Origin of the sequence: Qipengyuania pacifica (genome assembly GCF_019711555.1) — a bacterium.
GTDB classification, from domain to species: Bacteria; Pseudomonadota; Alphaproteobacteria; order Sphingomonadales; family Sphingomonadaceae; genus Qipengyuania; species Qipengyuania pacifica.
This window is the reverse complement of the sequence record NZ_JAIGNQ010000001.1, coordinates 621449-645944: the sequence shown is the minus strand read 5'-3', so window position 1 is coordinate 645944 and position 24496 is coordinate 621449. Positions and strand designations below refer to the sequence as shown.

At 62.0% G+C, this 24496-nt stretch carries 35 protein-coding genes; 13 read left to right on the top strand and 22 right to left on the bottom strand.

What is annotated here, in order from left to right:
- The first annotated feature begins 21 nt into the window (after window positions 1-21).
- Window positions 22-411, top strand: a complete 390-nt coding sequence (locus K3177_RS03300; RefSeq protein WP_221597002.1) for a hypothetical protein — start codon at window positions 22-24, stop codon at window positions 409-411.
- Between the two features lie 37 nt (window positions 412-448).
- Window positions 449-859: a YidH family protein gene (locus tag K3177_RS03295; protein ID WP_103022807.1), complete on the top strand. Its 411-nt coding sequence runs from the start codon at window positions 449-451 to the stop codon at window positions 857-859.
- On the opposite strand, the gene K3177_RS03290 is transcribed toward K3177_RS03295, so the two are convergent.
- From K3177_RS03290 to gluQRS, 5 genes are all read right to left on the bottom strand, one after another.
- Complete coding sequence (locus K3177_RS03290; RefSeq protein WP_221597000.1) at window positions 856-1221, bottom strand: hypothetical protein; 366 nt, start codon at window positions 1219-1221, stop codon at window positions 856-858. The genes K3177_RS03295 and K3177_RS03290 overlap by 4 nt on opposite strands.
- A 98-nt stretch (window positions 1222-1319) precedes the next feature.
- The gene (locus K3177_RS03285) at window positions 1320-2192 is read right to left on the bottom strand and encodes a 3-hydroxyacyl-CoA dehydrogenase NAD-binding domain-containing protein (protein ID WP_221596998.1); all 873 of its coding nucleotides are present in this window, start codon (window positions 2190-2192) and stop codon (window positions 1320-1322) included.
- A 71-nt stretch (window positions 2193-2263) separates the two neighbouring features.
- The gene (locus tag K3177_RS03280; RefSeq protein WP_221596997.1) at window positions 2264-2842 is read right to left on the bottom strand and encodes a cob(I)yrinic acid a,c-diamide adenosyltransferase; all 579 of its coding nucleotides are present in this window, start codon (window positions 2840-2842) and stop codon (window positions 2264-2266) included.
- A 9-nt stretch (window positions 2843-2851) separates the two neighbouring features.
- Complete coding sequence (locus K3177_RS03275; protein WP_103022804.1) at window positions 2852-3082, bottom strand: HIG1 domain-containing protein; 231 nt, start codon at window positions 3080-3082, stop codon at window positions 2852-2854.
- Window positions 3083-3094: 12 nt separating this feature from the next.
- Complete coding sequence (gluQRS, locus tag K3177_RS03270) at window positions 3095-3925, bottom strand: tRNA glutamyl-Q(34) synthetase GluQRS (RefSeq protein WP_221596995.1); 831 nt, start codon at window positions 3923-3925, stop codon at window positions 3095-3097.
- Between the two features lie 114 nt (window positions 3926-4039).
- Between gluQRS and K3177_RS03265 the strand changes: the two genes are divergently transcribed.
- Window positions 4040-4648, top strand: coding sequence for an HNH endonuclease (locus K3177_RS03265; protein WP_103022802.1), 609 nt, complete (start codon window positions 4040-4042; stop codon window positions 4646-4648).
- Window positions 4649-4958: 310 nt separating this feature from the next.
- On the top strand, window positions 4959-5231 hold the full coding sequence (locus K3177_RS03260; protein WP_221596993.1) for a hypothetical protein: 273 nt from the start codon (window positions 4959-4961) through the stop codon (window positions 5229-5231).
- A gap of 495 nt (window positions 5232-5726) precedes the next feature.
- Here K3177_RS03260 and K3177_RS03255 read toward each other — a convergent pair whose 3' ends face one another.
- The gene (locus K3177_RS03255; RefSeq protein WP_247714205.1) at window positions 5727-6584 is read right to left on the bottom strand and encodes an N-acyl homoserine lactonase family protein; all 858 of its coding nucleotides are present in this window, start codon (window positions 6582-6584) and stop codon (window positions 5727-5729) included.
- Window positions 6585-6706: 122 nt separating this feature from the next.
- On the opposite strand from K3177_RS03255, the gene K3177_RS03250 reads away from it, so the two are divergent.
- Window positions 6707-7246 carry an SRPBCC family protein gene (locus K3177_RS03250; RefSeq protein WP_221596991.1) on the top strand — a complete coding sequence of 180 codons (540 nt, stop codon included), beginning with the start codon at window positions 6707-6709 and terminating at the stop codon, window positions 7244-7246.
- Here K3177_RS03250 and kynU read toward each other — a convergent pair whose 3' ends face one another.
- The 7 genes from kynU to dksA form a co-directional block, all read right to left on the bottom strand.
- A complete protein-coding gene (kynU, locus tag K3177_RS03245; protein WP_221597437.1) occupies window positions 7247-8464 on the bottom strand; it encodes a kynureninase in 1218 nt (405 codons plus the stop codon).
- Window positions 8464-9105, bottom strand: coding sequence for an arylformamidase (kynB, locus tag K3177_RS03240; protein ID WP_221596989.1), 642 nt, complete (start codon window positions 9103-9105; stop codon window positions 8464-8466). The genes kynU and kynB overlap by 1 nt, the downstream gene beginning before the upstream one ends.
- Window positions 9102-9893 carry a tryptophan 2,3-dioxygenase gene (locus tag K3177_RS03235; protein WP_103022800.1) on the bottom strand — a complete coding sequence of 264 codons (792 nt, stop codon included), beginning with the start codon at window positions 9891-9893 and terminating at the stop codon, window positions 9102-9104. Before K3177_RS03235 ends, kynB begins: the two co-directional genes overlap by 4 nt.
- Window positions 9894-9929: 36 nt before the next feature.
- A complete protein-coding gene (locus K3177_RS03230) occupies window positions 9930-10346 on the bottom strand; it encodes a DUF4112 domain-containing protein (RefSeq protein WP_196847401.1) in 417 nt (138 codons plus the stop codon).
- 6 nt (window positions 10347-10352) lie between these two features.
- Window positions 10353-11813: an ABC transporter substrate-binding protein gene (locus K3177_RS03225; protein ID WP_221596988.1), complete on the bottom strand. Its 1461-nt coding sequence runs from the start codon at window positions 11811-11813 to the stop codon at window positions 10353-10355.
- A 46-nt stretch (window positions 11814-11859) separates the two neighbouring features.
- On the bottom strand, window positions 11860-12231 hold the full coding sequence (locus K3177_RS03220) for a PilZ domain-containing protein (RefSeq protein WP_221596986.1): 372 nt from the start codon (window positions 12229-12231) through the stop codon (window positions 11860-11862).
- Window positions 12232-12338: 107 nt separating this feature from the next.
- Window positions 12339-12794, bottom strand: coding sequence for an RNA polymerase-binding protein DksA (gene dksA / locus K3177_RS03215; RefSeq protein ID WP_103022796.1), 456 nt, complete (start codon window positions 12792-12794; stop codon window positions 12339-12341).
- A gap of 288 nt (window positions 12795-13082) precedes the next feature.
- Between dksA and K3177_RS03210 the strand changes: the two genes are divergently transcribed.
- A complete protein-coding gene (locus K3177_RS03210; RefSeq protein ID WP_221597436.1) occupies window positions 13083-13412 on the top strand; it encodes an SEL1-like repeat protein in 330 nt (109 codons plus the stop codon).
- Window positions 13413-13415: 3 nt separating this feature from the next.
- Here the strand turns inward: K3177_RS03210 and K3177_RS03205 are convergent, their stop codons facing one another.
- Genes K3177_RS03205 through K3177_RS03185 form a run of 5 tightly spaced genes read right to left on the bottom strand, consistent with a single transcriptional unit; the run spans window position 13416 to window position 16620 of the window.
- Window positions 13416-14552: a GNAT family N-acetyltransferase gene (locus K3177_RS03205; RefSeq protein ID WP_221596985.1), complete on the bottom strand. Its 1137-nt coding sequence runs from the start codon at window positions 14550-14552 to the stop codon at window positions 13416-13418.
- Complete coding sequence (locus K3177_RS03200) at window positions 14549-15319, bottom strand: glycerophosphodiester phosphodiesterase family protein (RefSeq protein WP_221596983.1); 771 nt, start codon at window positions 15317-15319, stop codon at window positions 14549-14551. Before K3177_RS03200 ends, K3177_RS03205 begins: the two co-directional genes overlap by 4 nt.
- A complete protein-coding gene (locus K3177_RS03195; RefSeq protein WP_221596981.1) occupies window positions 15294-15749 on the bottom strand; it encodes a RidA family protein in 456 nt (151 codons plus the stop codon). Before K3177_RS03195 ends, K3177_RS03200 begins: the two co-directional genes overlap by 26 nt.
- The gene (locus tag K3177_RS03190; protein ID WP_103022792.1) at window positions 15746-16387 is read right to left on the bottom strand and encodes an HAD family hydrolase; all 642 of its coding nucleotides are present in this window, start codon (window positions 16385-16387) and stop codon (window positions 15746-15748) included. The genes K3177_RS03195 and K3177_RS03190 overlap by 4 nt, the downstream gene beginning before the upstream one ends.
- Entirely contained in the window at window positions 16384-16620 is a 237-nt protein-coding gene (locus K3177_RS03185; RefSeq protein WP_345725346.1) for a DUF3572 family protein, read from the bottom strand. The genes K3177_RS03190 and K3177_RS03185 overlap by 4 nt, the downstream gene beginning before the upstream one ends.
- A gap of 104 nt (window positions 16621-16724) precedes the next feature.
- Here K3177_RS03185 and K3177_RS03180 point away from each other — a divergent pair, with 104 nt between their 5' ends.
- From K3177_RS03180 to K3177_RS03155, 6 genes are all read left to right on the top strand, one after another.
- Entirely contained in the window at window positions 16725-17093 is a 369-nt protein-coding gene (locus K3177_RS03180) for a response regulator (protein WP_103022791.1), read from the top strand.
- A gap of 97 nt (window positions 17094-17190) precedes the next feature.
- Window positions 17191-17433 carry an acyl carrier protein gene (locus K3177_RS03175; protein WP_196847394.1) on the top strand — a complete coding sequence of 81 codons (243 nt, stop codon included), beginning with the start codon at window positions 17191-17193 and terminating at the stop codon, window positions 17431-17433.
- Window positions 17433-18683 (top strand): serine palmitoyltransferase, encoded by a 1251-nt coding sequence (gene spt, locus K3177_RS03170; protein ID WP_103022789.1) that lies wholly within the window; start codon window positions 17433-17435, stop codon window positions 18681-18683. Before K3177_RS03175 ends, spt begins: the two co-directional genes overlap by 1 nt.
- 92 nt (window positions 18684-18775) lie before the next feature.
- Window positions 18776-20050, top strand: coding sequence for a metallophosphoesterase (locus K3177_RS03165; protein WP_221596979.1), 1275 nt, complete (start codon window positions 18776-18778; stop codon window positions 20048-20050).
- Between the two features lie 107 nt (window positions 20051-20157).
- A complete protein-coding gene (locus K3177_RS15295) occupies window positions 20158-20820 on the top strand; it encodes a hypothetical protein (RefSeq protein WP_247714203.1) in 663 nt (220 codons plus the stop codon).
- A gap of 70 nt (window positions 20821-20890) precedes the next feature.
- Window positions 20891-21322, top strand: coding sequence for an OsmC family protein (locus K3177_RS03155; protein ID WP_221596977.1), 432 nt, complete (start codon window positions 20891-20893; stop codon window positions 21320-21322).
- Between the two features lie 21 nt (window positions 21323-21343).
- Here K3177_RS03155 and K3177_RS03150 read toward each other — a convergent pair whose 3' ends face one another.
- Window positions 21344-22198, bottom strand: a complete 855-nt coding sequence (locus tag K3177_RS03150) for a sterol desaturase family protein (RefSeq protein ID WP_221596975.1) — start codon at window positions 22196-22198, stop codon at window positions 21344-21346.
- Window positions 22199-22264: 66 nt separating this feature from the next.
- Here K3177_RS03150 and K3177_RS03145 point away from each other — a divergent pair, with 66 nt between their 5' ends.
- Complete coding sequence (locus K3177_RS03145) at window positions 22265-22951, top strand: Crp/Fnr family transcriptional regulator (protein ID WP_221596973.1); 687 nt, start codon at window positions 22265-22267, stop codon at window positions 22949-22951.
- Here K3177_RS03145 and K3177_RS03140 read toward each other — a convergent pair.
- Genes K3177_RS03140 through K3177_RS03130 form a run of 3 tightly spaced genes read right to left on the bottom strand, consistent with a single transcriptional unit; the run spans window position 22948 to window position 24302 of the window.
- Window positions 22948-23166 carry a helix-turn-helix transcriptional regulator gene (locus tag K3177_RS03140; protein WP_221596972.1) on the bottom strand — a complete coding sequence of 73 codons (219 nt, stop codon included), beginning with the start codon at window positions 23164-23166 and terminating at the stop codon, window positions 22948-22950. The two genes, K3177_RS03145 and K3177_RS03140, sit on opposite strands and share 4 nt — an antisense overlap.
- Entirely contained in the window at window positions 23150-23620 is a 471-nt protein-coding gene (locus K3177_RS03135) for a hypothetical protein (RefSeq protein WP_221596969.1), read from the bottom strand. The genes K3177_RS03140 and K3177_RS03135 overlap by 17 nt, the downstream gene beginning before the upstream one ends.
- Before the next feature lie 43 nt (window positions 23621-23663).
- Window positions 23664-24302: a YqaA family protein gene (locus tag K3177_RS03130; RefSeq protein WP_221596967.1), complete on the bottom strand. Its 639-nt coding sequence runs from the start codon at window positions 24300-24302 to the stop codon at window positions 23664-23666.
- Window positions 24303-24496 lie beyond the last annotated feature (194 nt).

Below are 24496 nucleotides of genomic sequence, written 5' to 3'. Positions count from 1 at the left end.
GTCTGGGCTATGCCAGCCATCATGGCAGGACATGTAATCGCCGGTCAGGGCAAGAAGCTCATCGTTATCGGGCTGTTTCTGGTGCTCGTGCTCATCCTGGTGGGCGGTGAAGACGATCCGGGTGTAATCGGCGGTCTGGCCGACGCAGATACCCCTGTCGTCGCCGAAGACGAACTAGCAGTCGCGCAGACCAACAGCCCCCCACCCCCAGCGCGGCGCGAGGATCCGGCGTTGTCGTCCTGGTATTCGCAATCGGCCGATAGTGGTGCGGCCATCCCGCAGCCTGTGGTCCCAACGCCTGTAGACGATAGCCACCTGATCAATGATGCCAAACCCATGCTGTCGGTTGGCCCTCCAACTGCTCCTTCGGGGCCGACAATGAATAGCCCTGACACCGCGGTGATCGAATAGGCACGGAACCGTGCAGACGCCCGCCCATTAATTCCGCATGGCGCAGGACGACCCACCCGAGGACCCCGACAAATCGACCGAGTGGGCAGAATTGCGCACCGACCTTGCCGAAGATCGCAACATCATGGCTATGGAGCGGACGTTTGCAGGATGGATGCGGACCGCGTTCGCAGCAATCGGCATCGGGCTGGGATTCAAGGCCGTGTTCGGCGCCTTCGACCCACCGTGGTTGGCCAAGGCAATAGCGACCGTATTCATTTTGGCGGGAGGCTGGCTTGCCATTACCGCACAAAAGCGCGCCTGCCGTACGCTCGAGCGGCTCGACACGCACAAGTTCGAGGCGATCTCCACCCCGAACTTCCGCGTGCTTGCCTATTCGGTTGCTGCCGGATCCATCCTGCTGACCGCAGGACTATGGATCCTGAACAACGGCACTATAACGGACTAGTTGCCGTCTGAAGGAAGGTCGGGATCGACCTTGGCCGACTTGCCGTATTTATCCTCATTATCATCGTGATTGTCCTCGCCGCGAAAGGCACCCATGTCGATCCGGCCCGAACTTTCCATGTCGCGCATGTGATCGACGGTATCCTGAGTCGAATCGTTCATCAGGTCGCTTTTGTTGTCGCTCTTGCGGCTTTCGGTCGGGGAACCGGTTTCCCGGGTCGTTTCTCGCGCTTCTTCGGCGACTTCCTGCGCCTGGTTGCGGTGATCGTCCTGCTCGTCGTTATGGGTTTCCGGCGCGAGGCCGGCCTGGCGGGCTTCCTGGCTTTCGCCCACGGGCGTGTTTGTTTTGGTAGTATCGGTCATGATCGGAAAGTCTCCTTTGTCCGATCAACCGGTGGGCGGGCCCGCAGGTTCCACAAACAAGGAATGCACCGCGCCGCCCTGCCCTTGCTGCCGCGGCCCTAGCGCGTAGGTACGGGCTCTTCGCCCGAATAATCGTAGAAACCGCGCCCGGTCTTGCGGCCGAGCCACCCGGCTTCGACGTATTTCACCAGCAGCGGGGCGGGCCGATATTTGGCGTCGCGGGTGGTCTTGTAAAGCACCATGATGATGTCGAGGCAGGTATCCAGCCCGACGAAATCGGCCAGCTGCAGCGGCCCCATCGGATGGTTGAGACCAAGGCGACAGCCCTTGTCGATATCCTCGATGTCCGCGGTCGACTGGCCGAGCACGAAAATCGCCTCGTTGATCATCGGCAGCAGGATACGGTTCACGACGAAGCCGGGTTCGTCCTGCGACAGGACCACTTCCTTGCCCAGGCTTTGCGCAAAGGCAGTCGTGCGGTCGGTCGTCGTCTGGTCGGTGGCGAGGCCCGGAATGACCTCGATCAGCTTCATCACCGGAACCGGGTTGAAAAAATGCAGCCCGATGAAACGCGCCGGATCGGGCGCGTAATTGGCCATGCGGGTGATCGGAATCGAACTGGTGTTCGAGGCCATGATAGCATCAGGCGAAAGGAATTCCCCGGCCTTCTCGAAGATCGCCTGCTTGATCGCTTCCTTTTCGGTCGCCGCTTCGATGATGAGATCGGCATCCTTCATGTGCGAATAATCGGCAATCGGCGTGATGCGTTTCATCGCCGCTTCGGCATCGGCGATTTCGATCTTGCCCTTGCCGACCAGCTTGCCGAACGCCTTGTCGATCCCGGCATGCGCCTTTTCGGCAACGTCGAGGCTGACATCCGCCAGCAGGACATCCATACCGTGCGCAGCCACGGTCTGCGCGATGCCGGAGCCCATCTGGCCCGCACCGATGATAGCGACCGTCTTGTCCATCGAAACTTCCCTTCGCATGTGCAGCAAAACGCGTGCACTAGCGAAGGGGCGCGGCGCTGGCTAGCGCCGGCTTAGCGGTTGCCGCCGGGAATCCACTTCACGTCGCCGCGCCCGTCGTCGTTCGCCACGCGGGCAAGGACGAAAAGATAGTCCGACAGCCGGTTGATATAGGCCAGTGCCTGCGGATTGGTGGGTACGTGCGACGCCATCGCGGTCATCGCGCGTTCTGCATGACGAACCGCGGCGCGGGCCACATGGAGGCGCGCGGCAGCCTCTGTTCCGCCCGGAAGCACGAAGCTGGTCAGCGGTTCGAGCCGGGTGTTCGCGGCGTCGATCGCCTGTTCCAGCCACAAGACCTGTGCCTCCACGACCCGCAGGACCATTTCCGACGGAGAAAAATCGTCTTCGTCTTCGGCAGGCGTGGCGAGATCGGCACCGAGATCGAACAGATCGTTCTGGATCCGGTAGAGCGGCTCGGCATACTCACCGTTCGCCAGCACGACCGCAGCCAGGCCCAGCGCGCTGTTGGCTTCGTCCACCGCGCCAATCGCGGCCATGCGTGCGTCGTGCTTGGGCAAGCGCGATCCGTCGACGAGACCGGTGGTCCCGTCATCGCCGGTGCGGGTGTAGATCTTGTTGAGCTTGACCACGCTTCTGGGTCAGCTGGCGATCGCTAGGATGACCGCCACGACCACGATCGCCAATGCCTGATACTTGATGCGCGCGAACATCATCTTGTTCTGCAGCAACTGCATTTCGGTAGCATCGGTCTGCTCGCCGCTTTCGAGATCGATCTTCGTGCTTTTCAGAAAAGCCACGACGCCGCGCACAAGGCTTGCGACCACGAGAACCATGAGAATGACGAGCAGGATGGTGAGGAAGGTTGTCATAACTGCCTCTATCTAGGAGTTCGCCAGCGTAATGCCAGCGGGGAATTCGCCGGAACGCAGCGCGTCGGCCAGCGCCTGCCCGTTCTCCCCACTTCTGCGCCGGTCCGCCAAGGACGGCGATCCGCGCCGCTTGGCGAGCTTCTGTCCGCTTTCATCGGTCAGCAGACCGTGGTGATACCAGAGGGGCACCGGCAGGCCGAGTAACTCTTGCAGAAGGCGATGAATATGCGTTGCGTCGAACAGATCCGCACCCCGCGTCACCAGCGTGACTCCGTCAGCCGCATCGTCCAAGGTCGCGGCCAGGTGATAGCTTGCGGGTGAATCTTTTCGCACGATGACGACGTCCCCACCCCCGCGGGGGTCTGCGACCTGCTGCCCGGCCAGCGCATCCTCCCAGAAAAGATGCCCGCTTTCCGCCATCGCCCGGTCGATGTCGAGCCGCAGCGCAGCAGGCTTGCCAGGATCGACCACGCTGCCCTTGCACGTTCCGGGGTAGACGGCGCCCTGCGATCCCAGACGCGGTTTCAACGCCTCTATGTCGGCTCGCGTGCAGGTGCAGGGATAAAGCAAACCACGGTCGAGCAGGTTGCGTGCCGCCGCATCGTATGTCGTCAGCCGGGTCGACTGCGCGGGTACTTCCTCCCATTCCAGTCCCAGCCACTCGAGATCGCGCCGAAATTCGTCAGCCAGTTCAATGCGCGAGCGCGGCCCGTCGATATCTTCGATCCGCAGCAGGAAGCGCCCTCCGGCCTCCCGCGCCAGATCATGGGCCACGATAGCCGAGAACGCATGGCCGAGATGGAGCGGCCCGTTAGGGCTGGGGGCAAAGCGAGTGACGGTCATAGTGGCGAAAAAGATGCTCTTTCACTGGGCAAGCTTGTGGATAGCATGTGTGTAACAGGCTTGACGCTTTTCCTTGCAAGTGCATTTTCACTGCTATCGGGGAGGAACGCACTGGTGTTCAAGGCCGAACTGCTGGAACGGGCCGCAAGGTTCCGAAGTACCGCCGAGGATCCGACTCGCAATCTGCAGTCGTGTCCCAGCCTGGTTCTCAATGCCGACTACACGCCGCTGTCTTATTATCCGCTGAGCCTGTGGCCGTGGCAGACCGCGATCAAGGCCATCTTTCTCGACCGGGTCGACGTGATCGCGACCTACGAGCGCGAGGTTCATTCCCCCTCGCTCGACATGAAGATCCCCAGCGTGATCGCGCTCAAGCAATATGTAAAGCCGAGCGAGTTTCCCGCCTTCACCCGGTTCAACCTGTTCCTGCGCGACCGGTTCAGCTGCCAGTTCTGCGGCGACATGCACAATCTCACCTTCGATCACGTCGTTCCCCGCCGCTTGGGCGGCAAGACCACGTGGGAGAACATTGCCACCGCCTGCGCGCCCTGCAACATGAAGAAAGGTGGCCGTACGCCCAAGCAGGCCGGCATGCAGCTCTACAGCCAGCCGATCCGGCCGACCCACTGGCAGCTGCAGCAGCACGGCAAGATGTTTCCGCCCAACTACCTCCACGAAACCTGGCGCGATTGGCTCTACTGGGACATCGAACTGGAGGCCTGACCCCGCCAACGAAAAAGGCGGCGCCAATCCGACGACGGCGCCGCCCTTCCTTCAACTGCCGTTTGGCTGAGTGTGAACCTTACTGTACTTCGTCTTCGGCCTTGCCGCCCATTTCGCCCATGTCATCTACCACATTGCGGCCACATTTTACGCCTGGATTAAATTTCGTATTTTTTCCAATAATCTATGTGAGACATTCGTATGATGCCATTGCCCCCGCGACGCTTTCCCGCCGCGGCAAACTCGGCACGGTAGGACGGGCTACTGGCTGCAAGACCCGTCCAGCAGGAAAGCCCGATAAGCGAGAACGATGACAACTCTTATTTGGATAGTCCCCGCAATGATCCTCGTGTTCCTGCTCGCTCTGGTATTCCGCCGGGCGTTGCTCACCGTTCTGCGCTTTCCTCATGGATTTGTGCTGATCGTAGCGGTTGTCGCTGCGACAGGGGTCACCATGGCGATGAACGCTGCGTTGTTGCCGGTCGCGCTGGCCGCCGAGCCAAGCGCTGCGATCATGATCGCCGGCCTGATGGTCGGCTTTCTTCTTACCGCGCGGGAAATTCGGAAGCCGAAGGGAGATTGATCATTGTACGCCGGGCAAACCGGATGCTACGACCAGGCCCGAACGATGAGGTAGATCCACCAGAGAAAGAACACCAAGTCCTCCATCGGCAATTTTGCTTTGGAAGTAGCGGGTACACCCGGCGGCAATCCACCACCGCTTTTCCGGACCATTCTTTCCAGTGTATCTTTCCGATCGCTATATCTGCGCCCCATAGGTTGTTCTGGCCGTAGAGCATCGGCACTTCGTGCAGCCTGAGGGCGGTTCTGTATCGACACCGCGTGCCGATGATGACCCTGTTCGCGCTAGTATTCCGCTTTGCCCATTTGCCGACGCAGAGCAGGATCGGTCTGCCGTATCCCGCAATCGATGTAAGGTTCAAACGGCTGGTAGATCGGCGCACCGCAATTGAGGCATTTCTGGCCCATGCAACGCGACTAAGGCGCGCCCATTAAAAAGGATTTACCGGGTCCGAAAGTCGCCGATCAGGTGACCGCCGCCGCCAATAGTCTTGCCCTAGTGGGACGATTCCGGGAAAGGCGCCAGCTTGGCGATGTCGGCAGGTTCGTGCTGGATCACCAGGGTCGCTCCGATCTGTGCGGCAATTTCGCGCAATCGGTCCATCGATGCGAGCGTTTCTGCCCGACTCGTATTGAAGCTGGGCACGCCTTTGCGGCTCCAGTTTTCGCGGAAGTGGACGGCATCGCCTGACAGCAAGATCGGTTCGCGGTCCTTCAGCCGAACCAGAAGCGATCGGTGCCCCGGCGTGTGACCGGGTGCCTTGAGCATGATCACCGAGCCGTCTCCGAACACATCGTGATCATAGGTCAGTGTCTTGAGGGTGCCGTCACCCCCGATCCATGGCCCGAGGCTTGCGGACAGGTCCTCGCGCTCGTTGATCACATCCCAATCCGCACGGTCCACCAGCAATGTGGCGCCCGCAAAATCGGCGGCCTGCCCGGTGTGATCGTAGTGGTAGTGGCTGATCCCGACGAAGGTGACCTGTTCGGGCTCGATGCCCAATTGTGCGAGCTGCCCGACAATGCTCGCCTTAAGGCTCATCCGGTCGGTGCCGCTTTGTTCCTGCTTGCCTTCCAGCGTCCTGGGCAGTCCGGTGTCCCACAGCAAGTACCGGTCGCCGTTCCTGATGAGGTAACAACTGTCGGTGAAGGCCATGCTGCGACCCGGATATGCAAAAGTATCGGCGTATTCGTCTAGATTACCGATCTCGATCATGCCGCAATCCAGCCTCCACAATTCCAGGGCCGGCCGATCCGCGGCATCTGCGCGGTCCGGCATCAACAGACCGGCCAGCAATGGCGCAAAAGCGATGAGTGCACTTGCGATGAGACCTTTACCGTTCCGCTTCGCCATTTCGATCCTCCCCGTTTGCCAAAGACCCCGCGCCATTCGGGCGCAGCATTCTCCATTTCCGGCATTCGTAATTTTCTAACCTGTTTCTGCCAGAATATGTGCGCAGTGGGGAGGGTAACAGAATGCTGGGACTGATCAAAAAGAAGATGGCACCGGATGGGCCCGTCGACTTCACGACGGAAATGCAAATCGAAGCGTCGCCGTTGAAGGTTTACAGTCATCTGGATTGGTCGAGCGAGGATCATACCTATCGGGCCCTGGGCGAATATGTCGAGACGATCGCCAGCGCCCGTGGCTTCTACAGGATGCATGTCGCCGCGATGCCCGGACATCAATTCGACTTCGCCGTGACCGAGGCCGAACCCGGCAAGCGTTATGGCTATGTTTCCGAAACCCGTCCGATCATAGGTCGTCTGGTCGACATGCAGTCACGCTACGAACTGGTGGCGCTGAACGATGGGACTTCCTGTCTCGTGAAATCGCATGGAACTGCACGATTTATCGACGGGCTTACGCAGTACCAGCTCGACGAAGAGATGTCGCGTATGTCCCTTGCCTGCCAAAACAGCCTGGCCAAGCTGAAAATACACGCCGAATACGGCATCGAGGCTGTCCGAAACGCGACCATGGCGAGCGTCCAACGCGTGCGGGTCGAATCGTGATCAGGTAACCACCGCCCGTTCCTGGAATTCGCCGCGCTGCCATTCGCCGGTTTCCAGCACCTCGGCCAGATGCCGCGCGGCTTCGGCCATATCCTCGAACCGCAGATAGGCGGGCGCAAAGCCGAAGCGCAGGATGTCGGGGTCGCGGAAGTCGCCGATGACACCGCGGGCGATCAGCGCCTGGCAAATGGCGTAGGCGTCCTGATGACGGAAGGACAGCTGGCTGCCGCGACGCGCCGGATCGGTCGGGCTGACGAGATCGATCGCCACGTTCCTTTCGGAGAGGCACTGACGGAAGAACTCGGACAGCGCCTGCGACTTGGCATAGAGGCGATCGATGCCGATTTCGGCGATGAGATCGACCCCCACCTCCAGCGCGGCAAGGCCGAGGATCGGGGGCGTGCCGCACAGCAGTTTCTCGATGCCGGGCGCTGCCTCGTAATCGTCGCTGAAGGCGAAGGGCGCGGCGTGGCCCATCCAGCCGGTCAGGGGCTGGCGTACCGCCTCCAGGTGCTTTTTCGCCACGAAGGCGTAGGCCGGGGCACCCGGGCCACCGTTGAAGTATTTATAGCCGCAGCCGACCGCGAAATCCGCCGCGCACCCGTCGAGATCGACCGGCAAAGCGCCGGCCGAATGCGACAGGTCCCACAGCACCAGCGCGCCGGCATCATGCGCGGCGCGGGTCAGTTCGGCCATGTCGAACGTTTCGCCCGTCTTGTAATGCGTATGGGTGAGCATCAGCAGGGCAACGCTGTCGTCCAGCGCCTCGATCAGCTGGCCGCGCTCTGCCAGACGGCGCTCGGCTAGGCCCTGCCGTTCCAGTCCGTCGATCATGTAGAGATCGGTGGGGAAATTGCCTGGTTCGCTCAGCACTACCTTGCGCCCCGGCTGCATCGCCAGCGCGGCGGAGATCAGCTTGAACAGGTTCACGCTGGTGGAATCGCAGGCAATCACCTCGTGCGGGCGGGCGCCGATCAGCGGCGCGATCTTCGCCCCCACACGTGCAGGCAAATCGATCCAGCCGGCGGTGTTCCAGCTGCGGATGAGGTCGCGGCCCCATTCTTCGCGCACGACCTCTTCCAGCCGTGCGGGCGTCGCTTTCGGCAGGCAGCCGAGCGAGTTGCCGTCGAGATAGATGACGCCATCCAGCAGCATGAACCGGTCGCGAAATTCGCGCAGCGGATCGCCGGCGTCGAGGAAACGGGCGCGTTCCAGCATCATGCCAGTTCCCTCAGGATCGCGCGGCACAGGCCTGCATCGCCGCCCCCCACCTTGAGCGGCAGGGCGACAAGTTCGTAGCGCCCTTCGTCCACATCATCGAGCACCAGCCCTTCGAGGATGCGCATGTCATGTTTCAGCACCGCGTGATGCGCGTCCATCGTCTTGCTCTCCTGCGGATCGACGCTGGGCGCATCGGTACCGATCAGCTTGACCCCCTGCAGCGCCAGCCATTCGATCGTCTCGGCTGCGATCGGCAGCCAGTCGCTGCGCCATTCGTCGTGCGGGAAACTGTCCCAGGTGCGGAACAGCACGCGGTCGGCGCTGTCGATATGCGGCAGGTCGGCGATGTCGATCTCGCCGCTTACGCCGCGCGCATCGACCACCAGGCAGGTACCGATATAGGGGTCGATTTCCATGCTGGCGGCATCCAGCGCGCCTTGCGCGTAATGCAGCGGTGCATCGGCATGGGTGCCCGAATGCGTGCTCATCGTCATCCGGCCGACATTGACGGGCGAGCCTTCGTCCATCCGCCATGTCCGCTCGAACCCGAACCTTGTATCGCCCGGCCAGACGGGCAAGTCTGGACGCAGGGTCTGCGAGATGTCCCAGATGCGGCGGGTGCTTTTCCAGCTGCTCATATCGCGGTCCGCACGCTCAGGAGTTCGGGGAAGAAGGCCGCTTTCAGCACGTTGGCGAGATAGGGCACGCCGGGCGTTCCGCCGGTGCCCTTCTTGAAGCCGATGATCCGCTCGACCGTCTTGAGATGGCCGAAGCGCCAGCGCTGGAAGTGGTATTCCAGATCGACCAGCTTTTCAGCGAGTTCGTAGAGGTCCCAGTATTCCTTCGGGTCGCGGTAGATCTGCGCCCAGGCGGCCTCGACCGCGGGCGAATGTTCCCACGGGCTGCCGTGATCGCGCGCGAGGATTTCGTCGGGAATGTCGAACCCGCGCCGCGCCAGCAGCGCGATGACTTCGGCGTAGATCGACTTGCGGTCGAGTTCCTCGCGCAGTTCGCGCGCCACCTCGGGCGTCGCCTCGTGCATGGTGACCATGTCGGGATTGCGCCCGCCAAGCAGGAATTCCATCATCCGGTACTGCGCGCTCTGGAACCCGCTCGACCCGCCGAGATGCGGGCGGATGGTGGAATAATCGTGCGGGGTCATGGTGCTGAGCACGTCCCAGCTCTGGATCAGTTGCCCTTGGGCGCGCGCCACCCGGGCGAGCATCTTGAACGACGGACGCAGCCGGTCTTCCTGGATGCACATCCGCGCTTCGAACAGTTCATGCAGGCACAGCTTGAGCCACAGCTCGCTCGCCTGGTGGACGATGATGAACAGCATCTCGTCATGCGCATCGGACGCAGGGTGCTGCGCCGACAGGATGCGGTCGAGATCGAGATAGCCGGAATAGGTGACGTCGGATGCCATGCGCGCAGCCCTAGCGCGCAATCGCCACCAGCGAAACTACTGGTCGATCACCATGGTGTGCGGGTGATGCTTGTCGAGATGCTTGCGCACGATGCGCAGGTTCTTCGTGTTCGATCGATAGACCACGTCGAAGGCATCGCCGACGAGCGGAACCGCACCGATAGCGCCGTCGATCGCTATGTTGCCCGCCATGCGCCACAGTTTCCATTTCGGCAGACCGAGGTTCTTGGCTTCCCACACGATATAGGCGCCCATGGCAGCCGCCACGAGATCGCCGATGATCGGCACGAGACCGATTATCGCATCGAGCCCGATGGGAAACTTGGTCCCGGGAATGACCAGGCTGCGTTCGAGGAGATGCTCCATCGCCTCGATCCGTTTGCGGATCGACACGGGGTCGCTGCCGATCGGCAATTCAAACCCCATGGGGCGCGGCGGATCCTGATTGTCCATCAAACCCTAGATGGGAGCGCGGGACAGCGGGAACAAGGGATGCACGTTCCACGGGTTCTCGCTGAACCCCTCCAGCCCGGCGCGAACCATCGACCAGCGGATCGGCGCGCCGATCGGAATGTAAAGATTGGCCGCGAGCAGCGTATTTTCCGCTTCCAGCAGATAGGATGCTTCTTCCGCAGGATCGCGCGCATCGAGCGCGAGGGACACGAGGTAATCCGCGTCTTCGCTGCATTGCGTTTTGTCGATCGTGCAATTGAACTGGTTGAGGAACCAGCGCGGAGAGGGATAGCGCGCCACCCGGTCGCGCAATGCGAGATCGGCATTGCCCACCGTCTCGCTGCGCGTGGTCGACACGCCGATAGCGGCGAAATCCTCTGCCAGACCATCGAACAGGAGGTCCGAGCCGGGCCCCGGTGGCAGATAGATGCGCACCCTCGGTTCCTGCCCGCTGGCAGCCCGCCATTGAGCCACCCGCTGACGGGCTTCGCTCCGGCGTTCTTCGATCGACTGGATGACCCAGCGTTCCACCGGCAGGCCGCCCGAACTGGACAGTTCGACCGGAACGATCCGGGTTGAAGGGAACCAGCCGCCGATATTGAACGGCTGCATCAGTCCCTGCCGGTCCAGCGCCATCGCAAGCGCTTCGCGGTTGGCCGTGACACCGAGGAAACCGGCGGGCTTCAGAACATCGAGACCGAACAGGCCGATCGCCGCGTCGAGACGCACATTGCCGCGCGACAGCGGCCCCGTGCTGGCCAGCGGGAGATTAGCCAGCCGCCCACCGAGCACGGCATCGAAATCGCCCTGAGAGAATCCTTCGGTCGCCTGTTCGGCATTGACTGCACGAATGCGCACTTCGCCCACCGTATCTTCCCATCCCGGCTGTTCAGGCAAGCCGCGCAGCTGCGGCGGCAGCGGTGCCAGCATCACTCCATCATCCCCCACGCCGCGCGCCATCAAGGCGGCGCTCTGATCGCCGATGTCGATCCCAAGTTCAGGCTGAGCCAGCAGACGCAGAAAGTCGGGCATCGGACTGGTTAGACGGATTTCGACGACCCGCCCGGTCATGGCGCGAATATCCCGCACCTTCGCCAGATCGAGGCCAAGGGAAGTGCCGCGCAATTGGCGCAACCGTTGCTGAAGCGCGTTGCGCACTGCCTGCGCGGTCAGCGGTGTCCCATCGCGCAAGTCGAATTCATTGATCCGGAAAATATAGCTGGCACCGTCATCGGTGACGATCCAGCGTTCGGCCACGCCGGGAACCACCTCGCCGCGGGGATCGATCCGGACCAGGCCCATCGAAATCGCGGCGCGAACATGTTGTCCGGCAGGGTCGAGCCTGACCCCGTCGGCATCCAGTTCGCCAGGGTCTGCAATAAAGGCGACTTCGACCACGCCATCGTCAGTTCCCGAGCCACACGCAGCCAACAGGACGAGGAAAAAAGCGAGAAAGGAAAGACGCATGGCTGACGGTTAGCAGCGCATGTGCGCGGCGTCAGCAAGCCATTTGTCAGATACTTCGAACCGGGTGGTCGCTGCTGTAAAGAGGAGCCGAAGTCACCGAGCGGGCATAGCGCCGGGGGGCCGCGTCTGCGGCGGTCGGTCCGCGAACTTCCTTCGGATCGATTGTGCAGTCAAAAGCGATCCCTATCCGCGCGCCCTGCACCCAGGCAACGCTGCCCTTCACGCTACCCACCGCGCGTAGCTCCACTGAAACGCGATCGCCGCGGGACATCTCCAGCCCGCCTGCATCCGCCATCATCCCGCCGGCGGAAAGGTTGCGCACCTTCACCCGCACGGCGTCCAGCTGGCCTTCCAGCGTCAGTTCCGCAAATAGAAACAGGCTGTCGCGCGCAACATCGCGTGTATCGAGCGAGGACATGGCGTGCATGGTACCCTTTGTGTTCGTCTTCGCGAGAGCGGACAGAAACCGGTCCGCCAGGCGAATGACGCTAAGGCCCAGACGTTAAGAATTTGGAAAGCGGGCGGTCAGTCGTCGCGCGAAATCTTCTCTTTTCGCTCGTGCGCTTCCTGCGCTTCCACTGTCATTGTGGCGACCGGGCGGGCTATGAGGCGTTTCAGCCCGATCGGGTCCCCGGAAACTTCGCACCAGCCATATTCCCCCTGATCGATACGGCGCAGAGCGGCGTCGATCTTGGAGATCAATTTACGCTGGCGATCGCGCGTGCGCAGTTCGATCCCCCAATCGGTTTCGGACGATGCGCGGTCGTTGAGATCGGGTTCGCGCATGGGCCCGTCCTGAAGAGACTGAAGCGTCTGGCCGGCAGCGTCGTGAATCGATTTTTTCCAGTCGAGCAGAAGCATGCGGAAGTATTCCTGCTGCCGCTCGTTCATATATTCTTCGCTGTCGTCGGGGACGTAATCAGCACCGACCGCAGCGCGTGCTCTGGCCAGTTTCTCATTGTCGCTTGCCATAGAGGCCATTGAGGACCCTCTCATCCTGCAAATTCGATCGTGCCGGTCACCACCGTCCCGCGGACCCGAATTTTTTCCGGCACCCCGATGACCCGATGGGCGCGCCTATAGGCAAGCCTCCCGAGGCGCACAAGCGGCAATCCGACGAGCCGTTGATTTGCCCGCCATGGTCCCGGAAGGCGCTGAAATCGTTTGGTCGGCGATAAATCGCGCTACGCGTTAACCCTTTCTTGACCATAATCTTGGCATTCCCGACTCGTCCGGCAGGGGGTGCCGGTCCTTTATGGGGGAATGACCATGCAGCTTTCAGGTATCGAAGGTGGCTACGGCAAGATCATCCAGAGCGAGCAGGCCGATGCACTCATCGCTTCCTGCCTCGGCAGGTACGAACAGGGCAGCCTCGACGCGCTATACGACCTGGGCGTAGCTTTTTCGACCGGCAGCCATGGAACGGTCTGCGACATGATCGAAGCGCATAAATGGTTCAATATCGCTGCCTCGAAGGGGCATGAAGAAGCCAGTTGGTGTCGGGCCGATGTGGCGGACGAAATGACTGCGCGGGAAATCGCCGAAGCGCAGCGACGGGCCCGTGAGTGGCTGGCCGAAGGACAGCGCCACGCCGCCTGACGATCACGCCTGCCTGAAGGGCGTCCGCGTAGCCAAGTAATTGCGATCTGACGCGACGCCGGCGCGCTCGCGTTCGAGAAAATCCTCGATAGCCTCGCGAAATCCGGGATCGGCGATCCAATGTGCGGAGACCGTTTCAACCGGTTCATATCCGCGGGCCAGCTTGTGCCCGCCCTGCGCACCGGCTTCGACCCGAGACAAGCCGAGCTCGATCGCCGCATCGATAGCCTGATAGTAACACAGCTCGAAATGCAGGAAGCGAATGTCGCGCGTGCAGCCCCAATAGCGGCCGTAGAGCGCGTCCCCGCCGATGAAATTCAATGCGCCCGCGACAGGCTCTTCATCCTGAAATGCCAAAACCAAGACTATCTTTTCGCCCATTCGCTGGCCAAACAGGTCGAACGCATCGCGCGTGAGATAGGGTGTTCCCCATTTGCGTGCGCCGGTATCCTGGTAGAATCGCCAGAAAGCGTCCCAGTGTTCGGATTGGATATCATCGCCGCTTAGCCGACGAATTTCGACCTCCGCCTGCGCCGCAGCGCGTTCCTTGCGTAAATCCTTGCGTTTGCGCGAGGCAAGGGTTTCGAGAAACTCGTCGAAACTGGCAAATCCGTGATTGTGCCAATGGAACTGGATATCGGCCCGCAGCATCCATCCCGCAGCTTCGAACAAGGGCTGCTGCGCAGGTTCGATGAAAGTCGCATGCGCGCCGGAAAAACGGTTCTGGAGGCATAACTGCTCGGCAGCCGCCAGCAGTGGAGGCGCAAAGGCATCGTCCGACAGCAACAGGCGCGGCCCGGTTGCAGGAGTGAACGGCGCCGCGATCTGAAGCTTCGGGTAGTAATTGCCGCCAGCCCGCTCGTACGCATCGGCCCAGTTATGGTCGAAAACATATTCGCCCTGGCTATGGCCCTTGAGATAGGCAGGCATGGCCGCGACCAGCGGGCCATCATCTTCGCTGATCACGAGCGGTGCGGGCTGCCAGCCGGTCCCCGCTCCGACACTTCCCGAATCTTCGAGCGCGGTCAGGAATTCGTGGGATACGAAGGGGTTGTCCGTTCCCGCCAGCGCATTCCACTGGTCACGATCGAAGGCGCCGACCGACCCGCCGACCCGTGCGGCAAGGCCGCCATCGCTCATGGTACACCGGGCCCTTCGGCGATTGGAGCATCGGCGTGTATCTGCGCGCGTGCCAGCAGTTCCGCAGAGTCCACCGTCCAGGTGAGAATAGGCATTCCGGCTTTGCGAAGGCCGCAAGTCATCGGATTTGGCAGGGCCACGACGTGATAAGCGACGAAATCGGGCCTCGCGAGCCACAGCGTGAAATGGCGCTGCCAGGCCCTTTGGGTCATCCCTTTCTCGTCCTCTCTGATGACAAGGCCGTGTAAGGTTTGCGGCGAATTCCTGCGAAACCACCGCGATACCCGCGGATCGAAGCTCATCACCGCATGAGCGCCGCGATAGTTCTTCAGCGCATCGCGAACAGCAATGCAGCTCTCTTCGACATCGTAGCGGCGCCGCGACTTGATTTCGATCAGGAGCGGAACCTTGCCGTCCACTAGGGCAAGAAGGTCGGCCAGTTGCGCCAGCTTGTGTTCGCTGTCGAGAAAGGCGATCTGCGCCAGCTCGTCCGCCGAATAGGAAGCTGTGGGTCCGGTTACCCCGGTCAGCCTGTCCAGCTCCCAGTCGTGTACCAGCATGGCGGCATTGTCGCGGCTGCGCTGGATATCGCATTCGATACCCATGCCGCGTTCTACCGCGCCTGCGTATGCAGCGAGCGAGTTTTCCGGAACGCCATTCCCATGCAATCCGCGATGGGCATAGGTCCACTCGCTCAGCCAGCCGACCCGCCCGGGGGCGGGTGGCGGGGCGAAGAAGCGATCAAGCCTTGAGAGCAACGATCGCATCGACCTCGACCGCTGCATCCAGCGGCAGGACAGGAACGCCGACCGCGCTGCGGGCATGCTTGCCAGCATCGCCAAAGACTTCGGCCATCAGGTCGCTGCAACCGTTCACCACCTTTGGCTGGTCCGAGAAGGATGGCGCACTCGCGACGAAGCCGCCAAGCTTGACCACGCGTTCGACGCGTTCGAGCAGACCTGCCGCCTTAAGCTGGGCAAGAATCATCATACCGCAGGCTCGTGCCGCTTCCTGCCCCTTCTCGAGGCTGACACCGTCGCCGAGCTTGCCGGTTACGAGATTGCCCTCGACGAACGGAAGCTGTCCCGACACATACGCGGTATTCCCGCTGACGACGAGCGGCTGATAGCTGGCCACGGGTGCCGCCGCCTCAGGCAGTTCTATGCCGAGTTCGGCGAGTTTTGCTTCGATCATCATGCAGTTTCCCTTTCGATTTCGTTCATCAGCCACGGTAGCGCGTCATCCCAGCTGTCGATCCGCGCATCGGCATGACCGGAGGTATGCGCGCAGTCGATATGGGGGGCGAGCAGCGGTTCGCCGCACAGATGCAGCGTGGCAATGGGTGTGCCCGACGCGGCCAGAGTTTCGCGGGCGGAGCGATGATGTTGCGCCAGATCGTCGATGAAGATCGCCTTCGACGGCTGATATTCCTTCAGGATCGCTTCCAACGCCGGGCCCTTGGGCCCCTGATTGGTGAAAACGCGGGCGTCGAGGCCGTGTCCGAGCAATTGCTCGGTGCGCATGGCCTGTCGCTTGTCCACGAGATTGGTGAGGATCACGACGTCGGCGTGATCGCGCAATGATGCGATCCCCTCGAGAGCACCGGGGATGGGCGTCTGGCGGTGCATTTCGGTATCGAAAAATCCGCCCAGCTTCTTCCAGATTTCTTCTGGGGCGAGGATCTCGCCACTGTCCTGCCAGCGCAGGGCTTGGGAAAAATCATTCCCTTCCATGCGGAATTCGACGCCCTGCGTTTCGGCCAGCCAGTCGCGGAACGGCGAGACCATGTAGAGCAGGACTTCATCGCAATCGGAGATGATGAGCGGACGATTCATGCAGACAGCTTTCCGGCAGCCGCCACGAGCGCTTCGGGCGTGGTGTTGAGCGCATCGGCGGCGAGAACGAGATCGGGTTCGTGATTGGCGAGGAATTCGAGCACTGCTGCCTGAACGCCGCGATCGCCCAGCCCGTTCCGCAACCGATCCGGAGTAAGCCCGGTCAGCGACAGCAGCCGCTCGGCGCGCCGGTCATCTGCCAGCGCCCAGCCGAGCGCTTCGAGCGCGAGCACTTCGGGGGCCCGTTCCTCGCCTCTATCTGTCGATCCGTCGCGAATAATTGTCAGCGCTCCCGCTTTTGCATAAGGCCCTCGCGCATTCGCGAAGGAGCCGCCAAGTGGCAAAGAGAATCCTCGTTGTCGAGGACAACGATCTCAATCGTAAGCTGTTCTGTGACGTGCTGAAGGCAAACGGATACGAAGTCGTGCCCGTGGCCGACGGACAGAACGTGCTGGGCACGGCCAAGCGCTTCCAGCCGCATCTCGTGATCATGGACATCCAGTTGCCCAATGTCAGCGGCATCGACCTGATCGCCGAACTCAAGGGGGAAGGAGACCTGGCGAAGGTGCCGGTGCTGGCCGTTACCGCCTATGCCGGCAAGGGTGACGAAGAACGGATTCGCGATGCCGGCGCGGCCGATTATCTCGCCAAGCCGGTATCGATCGGCCCCTTCATGGCCGCCGTGCGCGCCCTGCTTCCCGAATAGCTGCGCTTGACAAGCGGCCCAACAAACCGCTTTGCCGGGCGTTTGACACAGGCCCGCATCATGCGAGCCACACCACGATACAGGACTGGACCCCGAAATGGACCGTAGCGCCGTCGACACCAAGATCCGCGAACTGGCCGAGCCCTTCAACAAGAAGGGTGTGACGATCACCGAAGACACCACCTTCGCCAACGACCTCGAATTCGATAGCCTTACGGTCATGGACTTCGTCGCCGAGATCGAAGACGAATTCGACATCATCATTTCGATGAACCAGCAGGCCGAAATCGAGAATTACGGTCAGTTGGTCGATGCCGTCACCAAGCTGCAGGCCGACTGATGAGCGAAGGCATCATCCAGTCGGACCAGCCGCAGGACATCGAAGGAGAAGGCAAGGACCTGTTCTCCAAATTCGATGACATCATCGCCCTGCGCGAAGGATTGCTGTCGAGCGGCCAGGAAGATCCGTTCAACCTGGTGATGGAGAAGGTCCTGTCGCCGACCCGTGCGATCTGCAACGGGCGCGACACGATCCTGCTCGGCACCTACAATTACATGGGCATGACCTTCGATCCCGACGTGGTCGAGGCCGGCCGGCAGGCATTGTCCGATTTCGGAGCGGGGACCACCGGTAGCCGCGTGCTGAACGGCACATATCAGGGCCACAAGGAAGTCGAGCAGGCGCTCATGGACTTCTATGCCATGGACCATGCCATGGTCTTCTCGACCGGATACCAGGCCAATCTCGGGATTATTTCGACGATTGCCGGCAAAGGCGATTACATCGTCCTCGACATCGACAGCCATGCCAGCATCTGGGACGGCTGCGCTCTGGGCAATGCCGAAGTCGTGCCGTTCAAGCACAATGATATCGAAGCGATGGAAAAGCGCCTGAAGCGCATTCCCGAAGGCGCCGGCAAGCTGGTGGTGCTGGAAGGCGTCTATTCGATGCTGGGCGATATCGCTCCGCTGAAGGAAATGGTCTCCGTCGCCAAGAAATACGGCGCCATGGTGCTGGTCGACGAAGCGCATTCGATGGGCTTCATCGGCGAGAACGGTCGCGGCGTGGTGGAACAGGCGGGCGTGATCGACGATGTCGATTTCATTATCGGCACCTTTTCCAAAAGCGTGGGCACGGTCGGCGGCTTCTGCGTCTCCAACCATCCCAAATTCGAAATCATGCGGCTGGTCTGCCGCCCCTATGTGTTCACTGCCAGCCTGCCGCCCAGCGTGGTGGCAACAGCCTGCACGTCCATTCGCAAGCTTATGCAGGGATCGAACAAGCGCGCGCATCTCTGGGAAAATTCCAAGATGCTGCACAAGGGGCTGAAGGACCTCGGCTTTCAGCTCGGCACCGAGGAACCGCAGAGCGCCATCATCGCCGTGATCATGCCCGATCTGGAAAAGGGCGCGGCCATGTGGGAAGCGCTGATCAAGGGCGGCCTCTATGTCAATCTAGCGCGCCCCCCGGCAACGCCTGCCAATATGACCCTGCTGCGCTGCTCGCTTTGCGCGGAGCATAGCGAGGAAGAGGTCGGCGAAATCCTGTCGATATTCGAAACCGCGGGCAAGGACGTCGGGATCATCTGATCGTGCGATAGCGTGTCGCACGGCTGTCTTGAGGGCGTAACATGGGATCGCGAACGAACGGCGATCCCGTGACCGCCGCCAAGAGAGACTTCATGCGTTCTGCCCTCGCCGCCCTGACCTCCGCTCTGCTACTGTCTGCCTTCGCGCTCGTGCCTCAGGCCGCAGCCGCGCAAGGCGGTGATCCGGCGAAGACTCACGAGATTTCCTTCGTGGCGCTTGGCGATACCGGGTACATTCCCGCTTACGATACGCCAGACGACGATGATCCCCGTTTTCGCACGCTGGGGGAGTATCTGGGCAATGAAGCGACCGACTGGCTGGAGCACAATCGCAACCTGTCCGGTTTTCGCGCCACTCCCTGGCAATTCGAACCCGCCATCGGCGGTTTCGTCCCTGCCAGCGGAATGTACCCGGTCGCCATGGCTGCAGCGGAGGTGTGCAAGCGCGAAGATTGCGATTTCGGCGCGCTGATGGGCGATAATATCTATCCCGACGGGGCGACGCTGGGCGCGGACGGAATCTCGGACGAGCGCCGCTTCCGCGAGATGCTGGATCAGCCCTTCGGCACCTTCGGTGAGGGCAAGGCGGGCTTCACGCTTTACGCCATGATGGGCAATCACGACTGGCACATCTCGCGCGAGGCGACCGAGGCGCAGCTCGAATATCTGAAAGCCCATCCAGCGTTCACCATGCCCGACCTGTTTTACCGTGCGGTGCCGCAGGGTATGGAAGGCAAGCTCGAAATCTTCGTAGTCGATACCGAAATGCTGCTTGCCGGTACGCAGGTCCACGAGGACGACCTGGATGCCGAAGGTAACGAGATCCGGAACACGCCGCTGGAGGAATGGCCCCATTACGTCCGTGCGTCGAACGCGCGTGAGCGCGGCATGATCGAGTGGCTGACTGCAGCGCTGCAATCCTCCACTGCCAAGTGGAAGATCGTGATGGGCCACCACGCGCTGTGGTCCAGCGGAGGCAGCAAGTATGAAAAGGCCCGCGCACTGCGCAAGCTGATGCTCGATCCGATCTGCCGTTACGCCGACGCCTATATTGCCGGAGACGACCATCTGATCGAAGCCTATACCGACGATTGTTCCACCGTATCCGGCGCGCCCGCCGAGCCTGTGCCGATGTTCGTTTCCGGCGCGGGATCGAAATACCGGCAACAGCATGTCCCGTTTGCGGAAAAGCAGATCGCGGCCAATCCGCAGATGACCAATCTGTTCTCACGGGGCTCGACCTGGGGGTTCCTGCATGTCGGGATTGGCGCAGATACTCTCGACGCGACGCTCTATTCGACGCCGGCCGACCAGTCGGGTCGCCCGGTCGAAGAAGCGCGCTTCACCTTTCCCCACCGCAGTAAATAGCACCTTTGGACGGCTCGGTCGGCAGATGAACGGTGGCTGACCAATAATTCAGAGCGAGTTCAATGGCCTATCCCTAGACCTGCTTCCAACGAACAGGAGAACCCGGGATGGGACTTACGAAACGAACAGCATTTGCCCTTGCCGCCACAACCACTCTGCTGGGCGCGTGCAGCACCGGCTATGGCGGCGGATATGGCATGGCGAGCGCCGGATATTACGGCGACTCCTATTACGACGACGGATATTACGGCTGGTACGACAACTTCTATTATCCCGGCACCGGATATTACGTTTACGACCGCCAGCGCCGTGCGCACCGCTGGAACGACCGACAGCGTCAATACTGGCAGGCTCGCCGCGCTGCGATCCGCGACCAGCGCAATATCCGCGCCAACTGGAACAGGTGGGAACGCCGGGCGGAACGTCGCCGCGATGCTCGTCAGCATCAGCGCGCTGAACGACGCCGCGACTATCGCCAGCGCCAGCGCGCCGAAAGGCGCCGCGAGGTGCGGCAGGAACGCCGTGCGGCTCAACGCCGCGAAGTACGCCGCGACCGCCGTGGAGACGCCCGCCGCGAAGCCCGCAGGGATCGTCGTCAGGATGCGCGCCGCGATGCCCGCAGGGACCGGCGCCAGGATGCCCGGCGCGACGCTCGCCGCGACCGGCGGCAGGAAGCGCGGCGCGAAATTCGCCGCGACCGCCGACAGGATGCGCGTCGCGACCAGCGACGGGACAGGCGGGGCGAACGGCGCCGTACTCGGCCCAACTGATCGACGCCTTCGCTGATCACAGGAACATTTGCTCCTTTCGGGACGTCTCAATCCCGAAAGGAGTTTTTTTATGGCAATCGTAAAATCAGGCAGCGCGCGTTACGAGGGATTGGGCAAGGACGGCAAAGGCCACGTCAGCACTCAGTCGGGCGCGCTCGACAATCAACCCTACGGCTTTCAGACCCGGTTCGAGGACAAGGCCGGGACCAATCCCGAAGAACTGATCGCCGCGGCGCATGCCAGCTGCTTCACCATGGCCCTGAGCTTCAAGCTGGCCGAAGCGGGACATACTGACGGATCCATTGAAACCGACGCCAAGGTATCGCTCGAGAAAGACGATGGCGGGTTCACCGTGACCAAGTCCGCCCTGTCGACCAAGGCCAAGGTGCCGGGCCTCGACAAGGCGAAGTTCGAGGAACTGGCCGCCGATGCCAAGGCGACCTGCCCGATTTCGAAACTTCTCGACACGGAAATCACGCTGGAAACCAGCTTCGAAGGCTGATCCCGCGCTTAGCAGGAATGCTTACACGGCGCTCCGGACCGTCGCTTCGGCGACCGGTTCGGGCGCCGTTTCTTCGCGCGGGATCCGCCCGAAGATCGGCCAGGCCAGCTGTTCGCCCAGCGACGTTGCCGGCAGATTCTCCACCCCGTAGCTGGTGGGGTACGTTCGCGTAATCCGCGCGGTGCCGAACAGGACATCCCAGAAGAACAGCAGATTGCCGTAATTGCCCTTGTAGTGGACGGCGGGATCGCTGGCGTGGCGGCCGTGATGGGCATGGTGCGTGGCGGGCGTGGATATGGTCCGTTCGACCAGCCACATGATGGGCGACAGCCACGCGATGCGATAAAGCGGTCGGTCCCAGGCAAGATCCGAATGGGCCCCGGTGATCACCGCAAGCTTGACCACGATATAGCCCGCATAGACCCAGCCCAGACCGAGATAGATCAGCACGCCCGACAGCCAGATGCCGGGCATCATGGCGTAATAGAACAAATTGTTCCGGTAGACGAGCCGCACGCTCATGTAGCGCGCGTTGTGGTGCGGGCGGTGCAGATTGTAGAGCCACGGGAAGGTGTGCGCCGCGCGGTGCCACCAGTATTGCATCAGATCGTCGAATATCAGGAACAGCGCGATGGCGGCAAAGACGTTCAGCCCGGCCAGCGCCCCTGCATATTGCGGCGCAACCAGCTTTGCGAGGGCGGCGGAAGCGAAGAGGATCGCCGGCTGGGTCAGGCCGAGCAGCGCGACGATGCTGACCGCTTCGACGATCCCGTCGTCGCGGGTCTGTTCGGGCTTTGCAAACAGGTTCGAGCGCCACAGTTCGAGCAGCGCGAAGCCGAGATAGATGGCCAGGATGGCAAGGGTCGATGCGGACATGGGCTCTCTCCCGAGTTTTTTCGCTTTCTTGTCGATTCCCTCTCTAGCGTTTACCGGGATGCAAGAATGTCCAGATCTTTACATTTGGATGCGACTCGCCGGTCGTTGGTCACGCCGATGCTGTTTTCGGCGCTCGACCGCGGGTTGCAGGCGCATCTCGTGCGCATCTCGCAGCTGCGCGAATTTGCCGACGGGCAGATCATCCAGCAGCGCGGCGATGCCGCCGATGGCTTCTGGCTGATCGACGAGGGCGCGGTGCGCGTGGGGCAATTCATGCCCGATGGCGAGTTTCGCGCCGTGGCGCTGCTGGGGCCGGGCGATTCCTATGGCGAGCTGGCGGTGTTCGCCGACAAGCCGCGGATCGTCGATGCCGTATCGCGGGGGGAGAGCAGGCTGCGGCTGATCGGGGCGCGGCCCTTTCTCGATGCACTGGGGAATTATCCCGCGTCGAGCCGGGCGCTGCTGGGCGCGCTGTCGCAGCAGTTGCAGGATACGCTGTCGATCCTGGCGGGGCTGCGCCGCGGGACCAATCCGCAGCGGCTGGCGGGCATGCTCGCCACGATGGCGGGCGAAGCGGCCGGGCCGGCCAGCGTCACGATCACGCAGCAGGAACTGGCCGATCTTCTGGGCGTGACCCGCGCGACCGCCAACGCCGCGCTCGGCGATCTGCAGAAACGCCGGTTGATCGAACGCGGTTACGGTACCATCCGCATTCCGGACCGCGATGCGCTGGCGGCCCATGCCGTGCGCTAGTCCCCTGCCCCCGGCACAAGTTCGAAGAGGCGATCCACCGGCTGGCCGAGCGCAGCGGCGAATTTCAGGGCCACGATCACGGACGGCGAGAAGATGCCGTTCTCGACCGTGTTCACGGTCTTGCGGCTGACGCCCATTTCCTGGGCCAGCTGGGCCTGCGTCCAGCCACGCTCTTCGCGGAACCGGCGCACGTGGTTCTCAAGCGTCTCCGGCATTGGTCACCATTTCCGCCACGCCGTAGGAGACGAAGGCGCAGCCCAGCCCCATGCTGACGATGATGTTCGCCGCGCGCTGGGCGTGGAGCGGTTCGAAGGGCGAGACTGCCCAGACCAGGAAGCCGGTGATCATCGCGGCGACGAAGCCGACGGTGATGCCGCGCTGGCGATTGGCCTTCGTGACCTCGTCATTGGCGAGGGTACGGGCTCGTTTCGGGAGGAACCAGCCGCCGCCGGTGAGGAGCAGGCCGAGCATGATCAGCGCGAAGGCGAGCCAGACGAAAATCTGCACCAGGGAATCGCTACCCCAGTCCCAGGAGAAGAAAATGCCCTGCTGCATCAGCAGTACCAGCAGCCCCAGGAAGGGGGCCATGATGGCGCGGGTCTGCGCGAAATTTTCGGCGGTTTCGTAATCGTCAGCCATGCAAAATTCCTCGATTCGCTTGTAACTCATGGGTTACATGTAACCTGTGGGTTACTTAGCTGTCAAGGCAGGCTCAGCGGGCCGGCTTCACCTCGGTCGCACTGGCGCAGACGCCGCCGTCTTCCCTGCTGCCGCCGAGCTGGGTGAGGACAAGAACGCCGCCGACCACCAGGAACACGAAGGCGGTGGTCACTATGCCGAGATACTTGTCGATCATACGTTTGATCGGGGCGCCGAACACGCGGAACAGTATGCCGACGGTCATGAAGATCAGCGCGCGGGCGAACAGGCTGGAGAGCACGAAGGTGACGAGGTTCATCCCGACGAAGCCGGCGGTGATGGTCAGCAGCTTGAACGGCACGGGCGTGGCGCCCGCGATCAGGATCGCTTCGAAATCATATTCGCGCAAATGGCAGGCCGCGACGGGAAAGGCATCGGTGAGGCCGAGAGCGCCGATGAGCCAGACGCCCACACTGTCGTAAAGGCCCCAGCCGATCGCATAGCCGAGCAGCGCGCCTGCAACCGAAGCAAGCGTGCAGACGAGGGCGAACTTCACCGCCTTTTTCGGTTCGGCGAGGCACATCAGGCCCAGCAGCGGATGGGGCGGAATCGGGAAGAAGGAGGATTCGACGAAGGCGAACAGCGCCAGCCACCACACCGCATGCGGATGCGAGGCCTTGTCCATCGTCCAGTTGTAGAGCCCGCGCAGCATCGCTTCCCCATCCCGTCCTTGCGAGCGGCGCAGCCGCCCCCTCCACGATGGAGGAGGCCAAGCTCTAAGCGAGCCACCCCCTGTTGGCAATCGTCTGCGTAAGAACCTATTTGGTACTTTGTTATTGACATCGTAACGCTGTTTGGGTACATATACAGAACATCGCGATAGTGTGATTCGAACGGGCGGGGCCG

Bases quoted from the DNA above. Each gene is read 5' to 3' on its own strand.
- spt (WP_103022789.1), top strand. From the start codon at position 17,433: ATGAGCGAAGGCATCATCCAGTCGGACCAGCCGCAGGACATCGAAGGA.
- K3177_RS03130 (WP_221596967.1), bottom strand. From the start codon at position 24,302: ATGCTGCGCGGGCTCTACAACTGGACGATGGACAAGGCCTCGCATCCG.
- K3177_RS03235 (WP_103022800.1), bottom strand. From the start codon at position 9,893: ATGGCATCCGACGTCACCTATTCCGGCTATCTCGATCTCGACCGCATC.
- K3177_RS03295 (WP_103022807.1), top strand. From the start codon at position 449: ATGGCGCAGGACGACCCACCCGAGGACCCCGACAAATCGACCGAGTGG.
- K3177_RS03195 (WP_221596981.1), bottom strand. From the start codon at position 15,749: ATGATGATCGAAGCAAAACTCGCCGAACTCGGCATAGAACTGCCTGAG.
- kynB (WP_221596989.1), bottom strand. From the start codon at position 9,105: ATGAGCAGCTGGAAAAGCACCCGCCGCATCTGGGACATCTCGCAGACC.
- K3177_RS03260 (WP_221596993.1), top strand. From the start codon at position 4,959: ATGACAACTCTTATTTGGATAGTCCCCGCAATGATCCTCGTGTTCCTG.
- K3177_RS03230 (WP_196847401.1), bottom strand. From the start codon at position 10,346: ATGGACAATCAGGATCCGCCGCGCCCCATGGGGTTTGAATTGCCGATC.
- dksA (WP_103022796.1), bottom strand. From the start codon at position 12,794: ATGGCCTCTATGGCAAGCGACAATGAGAAACTGGCCAGAGCACGCGCT.
- K3177_RS03290 (WP_221597000.1), bottom strand. From the start codon at position 1,221: ATGACCGATACTACCAAAACAAACACGCCCGTGGGCGAAAGCCAGGAA.
- K3177_RS03275 (WP_103022804.1), bottom strand. From the start codon at position 3,082: ATGACAACCTTCCTCACCATCCTGCTCGTCATTCTCATGGTTCTCGTG.
- K3177_RS03300 (WP_221597002.1), top strand. From the start codon at position 22: ATGGCAGGACATGTAATCGCCGGTCAGGGCAAGAAGCTCATCGTTATC.
- K3177_RS03135 (WP_221596969.1), bottom strand. From the start codon at position 23,620: ATGAGTTACAAGCGAATCGAGGAATTTTGCATGGCTGACGATTACGAA.
- K3177_RS15295 (WP_247714203.1), top strand. From the start codon at position 20,158: ATGGGACTTACGAAACGAACAGCATTTGCCCTTGCCGCCACAACCACT.
- K3177_RS03145 (WP_221596973.1), top strand. From the start codon at position 22,265: ATGTCCAGATCTTTACATTTGGATGCGACTCGCCGGTCGTTGGTCACG.
- gluQRS (WP_221596995.1), bottom strand. From the start codon at position 3,925: ATGACCGTCACTCGCTTTGCCCCCAGCCCTAACGGGCCGCTCCATCTC.
- K3177_RS03220 (WP_221596986.1), bottom strand. From the start codon at position 12,231: ATGTCCTCGCTCGATACACGCGATGTTGCGCGCGACAGCCTGTTTCTA.
- K3177_RS03255 (WP_247714205.1), bottom strand. From the start codon at position 6,584: ATGGCGAAGCGGAACGGTAAAGGTCTCATCGCAAGTGCACTCATCGCT.
- kynU (WP_221597437.1), bottom strand. From the start codon at position 8,464: ATGCTGGAACGCGCCCGTTTCCTCGACGCCGGCGATCCGCTGCGCGAA.
- K3177_RS03205 (WP_221596985.1), bottom strand. From the start codon at position 14,552: ATGAGCGATGGCGGCCTTGCCGCACGGGTCGGCGGGTCGGTCGGCGCC.
- K3177_RS03250 (WP_221596991.1), top strand. From the start codon at position 6,707: ATGCTGGGACTGATCAAAAAGAAGATGGCACCGGATGGGCCCGTCGAC.
- K3177_RS03140 (WP_221596972.1), bottom strand. From the start codon at position 23,166: ATGCCGGAGACGCTTGAGAACCACGTGCGCCGGTTCCGCGAAGAGCGT.
- K3177_RS03175 (WP_196847394.1), top strand. From the start codon at position 17,191: ATGGACCGTAGCGCCGTCGACACCAAGATCCGCGAACTGGCCGAGCCC.
- K3177_RS03155 (WP_221596977.1), top strand. From the start codon at position 20,891: ATGGCAATCGTAAAATCAGGCAGCGCGCGTTACGAGGGATTGGGCAAG.
- K3177_RS03285 (WP_221596998.1), bottom strand. From the start codon at position 2,192: ATGGACAAGACGGTCGCTATCATCGGTGCGGGCCAGATGGGCTCCGGC.
- K3177_RS03200 (WP_221596983.1), bottom strand. From the start codon at position 15,319: ATGCGATCGTTGCTCTCAAGGCTTGATCGCTTCTTCGCCCCGCCACCC.
- K3177_RS03165 (WP_221596979.1), top strand. From the start codon at position 18,776: ATGCGTTCTGCCCTCGCCGCCCTGACCTCCGCTCTGCTACTGTCTGCC.
- K3177_RS03225 (WP_221596988.1), bottom strand. From the start codon at position 11,813: ATGCGTCTTTCCTTTCTCGCTTTTTTCCTCGTCCTGTTGGCTGCGTGT.
- K3177_RS03190 (WP_103022792.1), bottom strand. From the start codon at position 16,387: ATGAATCGTCCGCTCATCATCTCCGATTGCGATGAAGTCCTGCTCTAC.
- K3177_RS03150 (WP_221596975.1), bottom strand. From the start codon at position 22,198: ATGTCCGCATCGACCCTTGCCATCCTGGCCATCTATCTCGGCTTCGCG.
- K3177_RS03210 (WP_221597436.1), top strand. From the start codon at position 13,083: ATGCAGCTTTCAGGTATCGAAGGTGGCTACGGCAAGATCATCCAGAGC.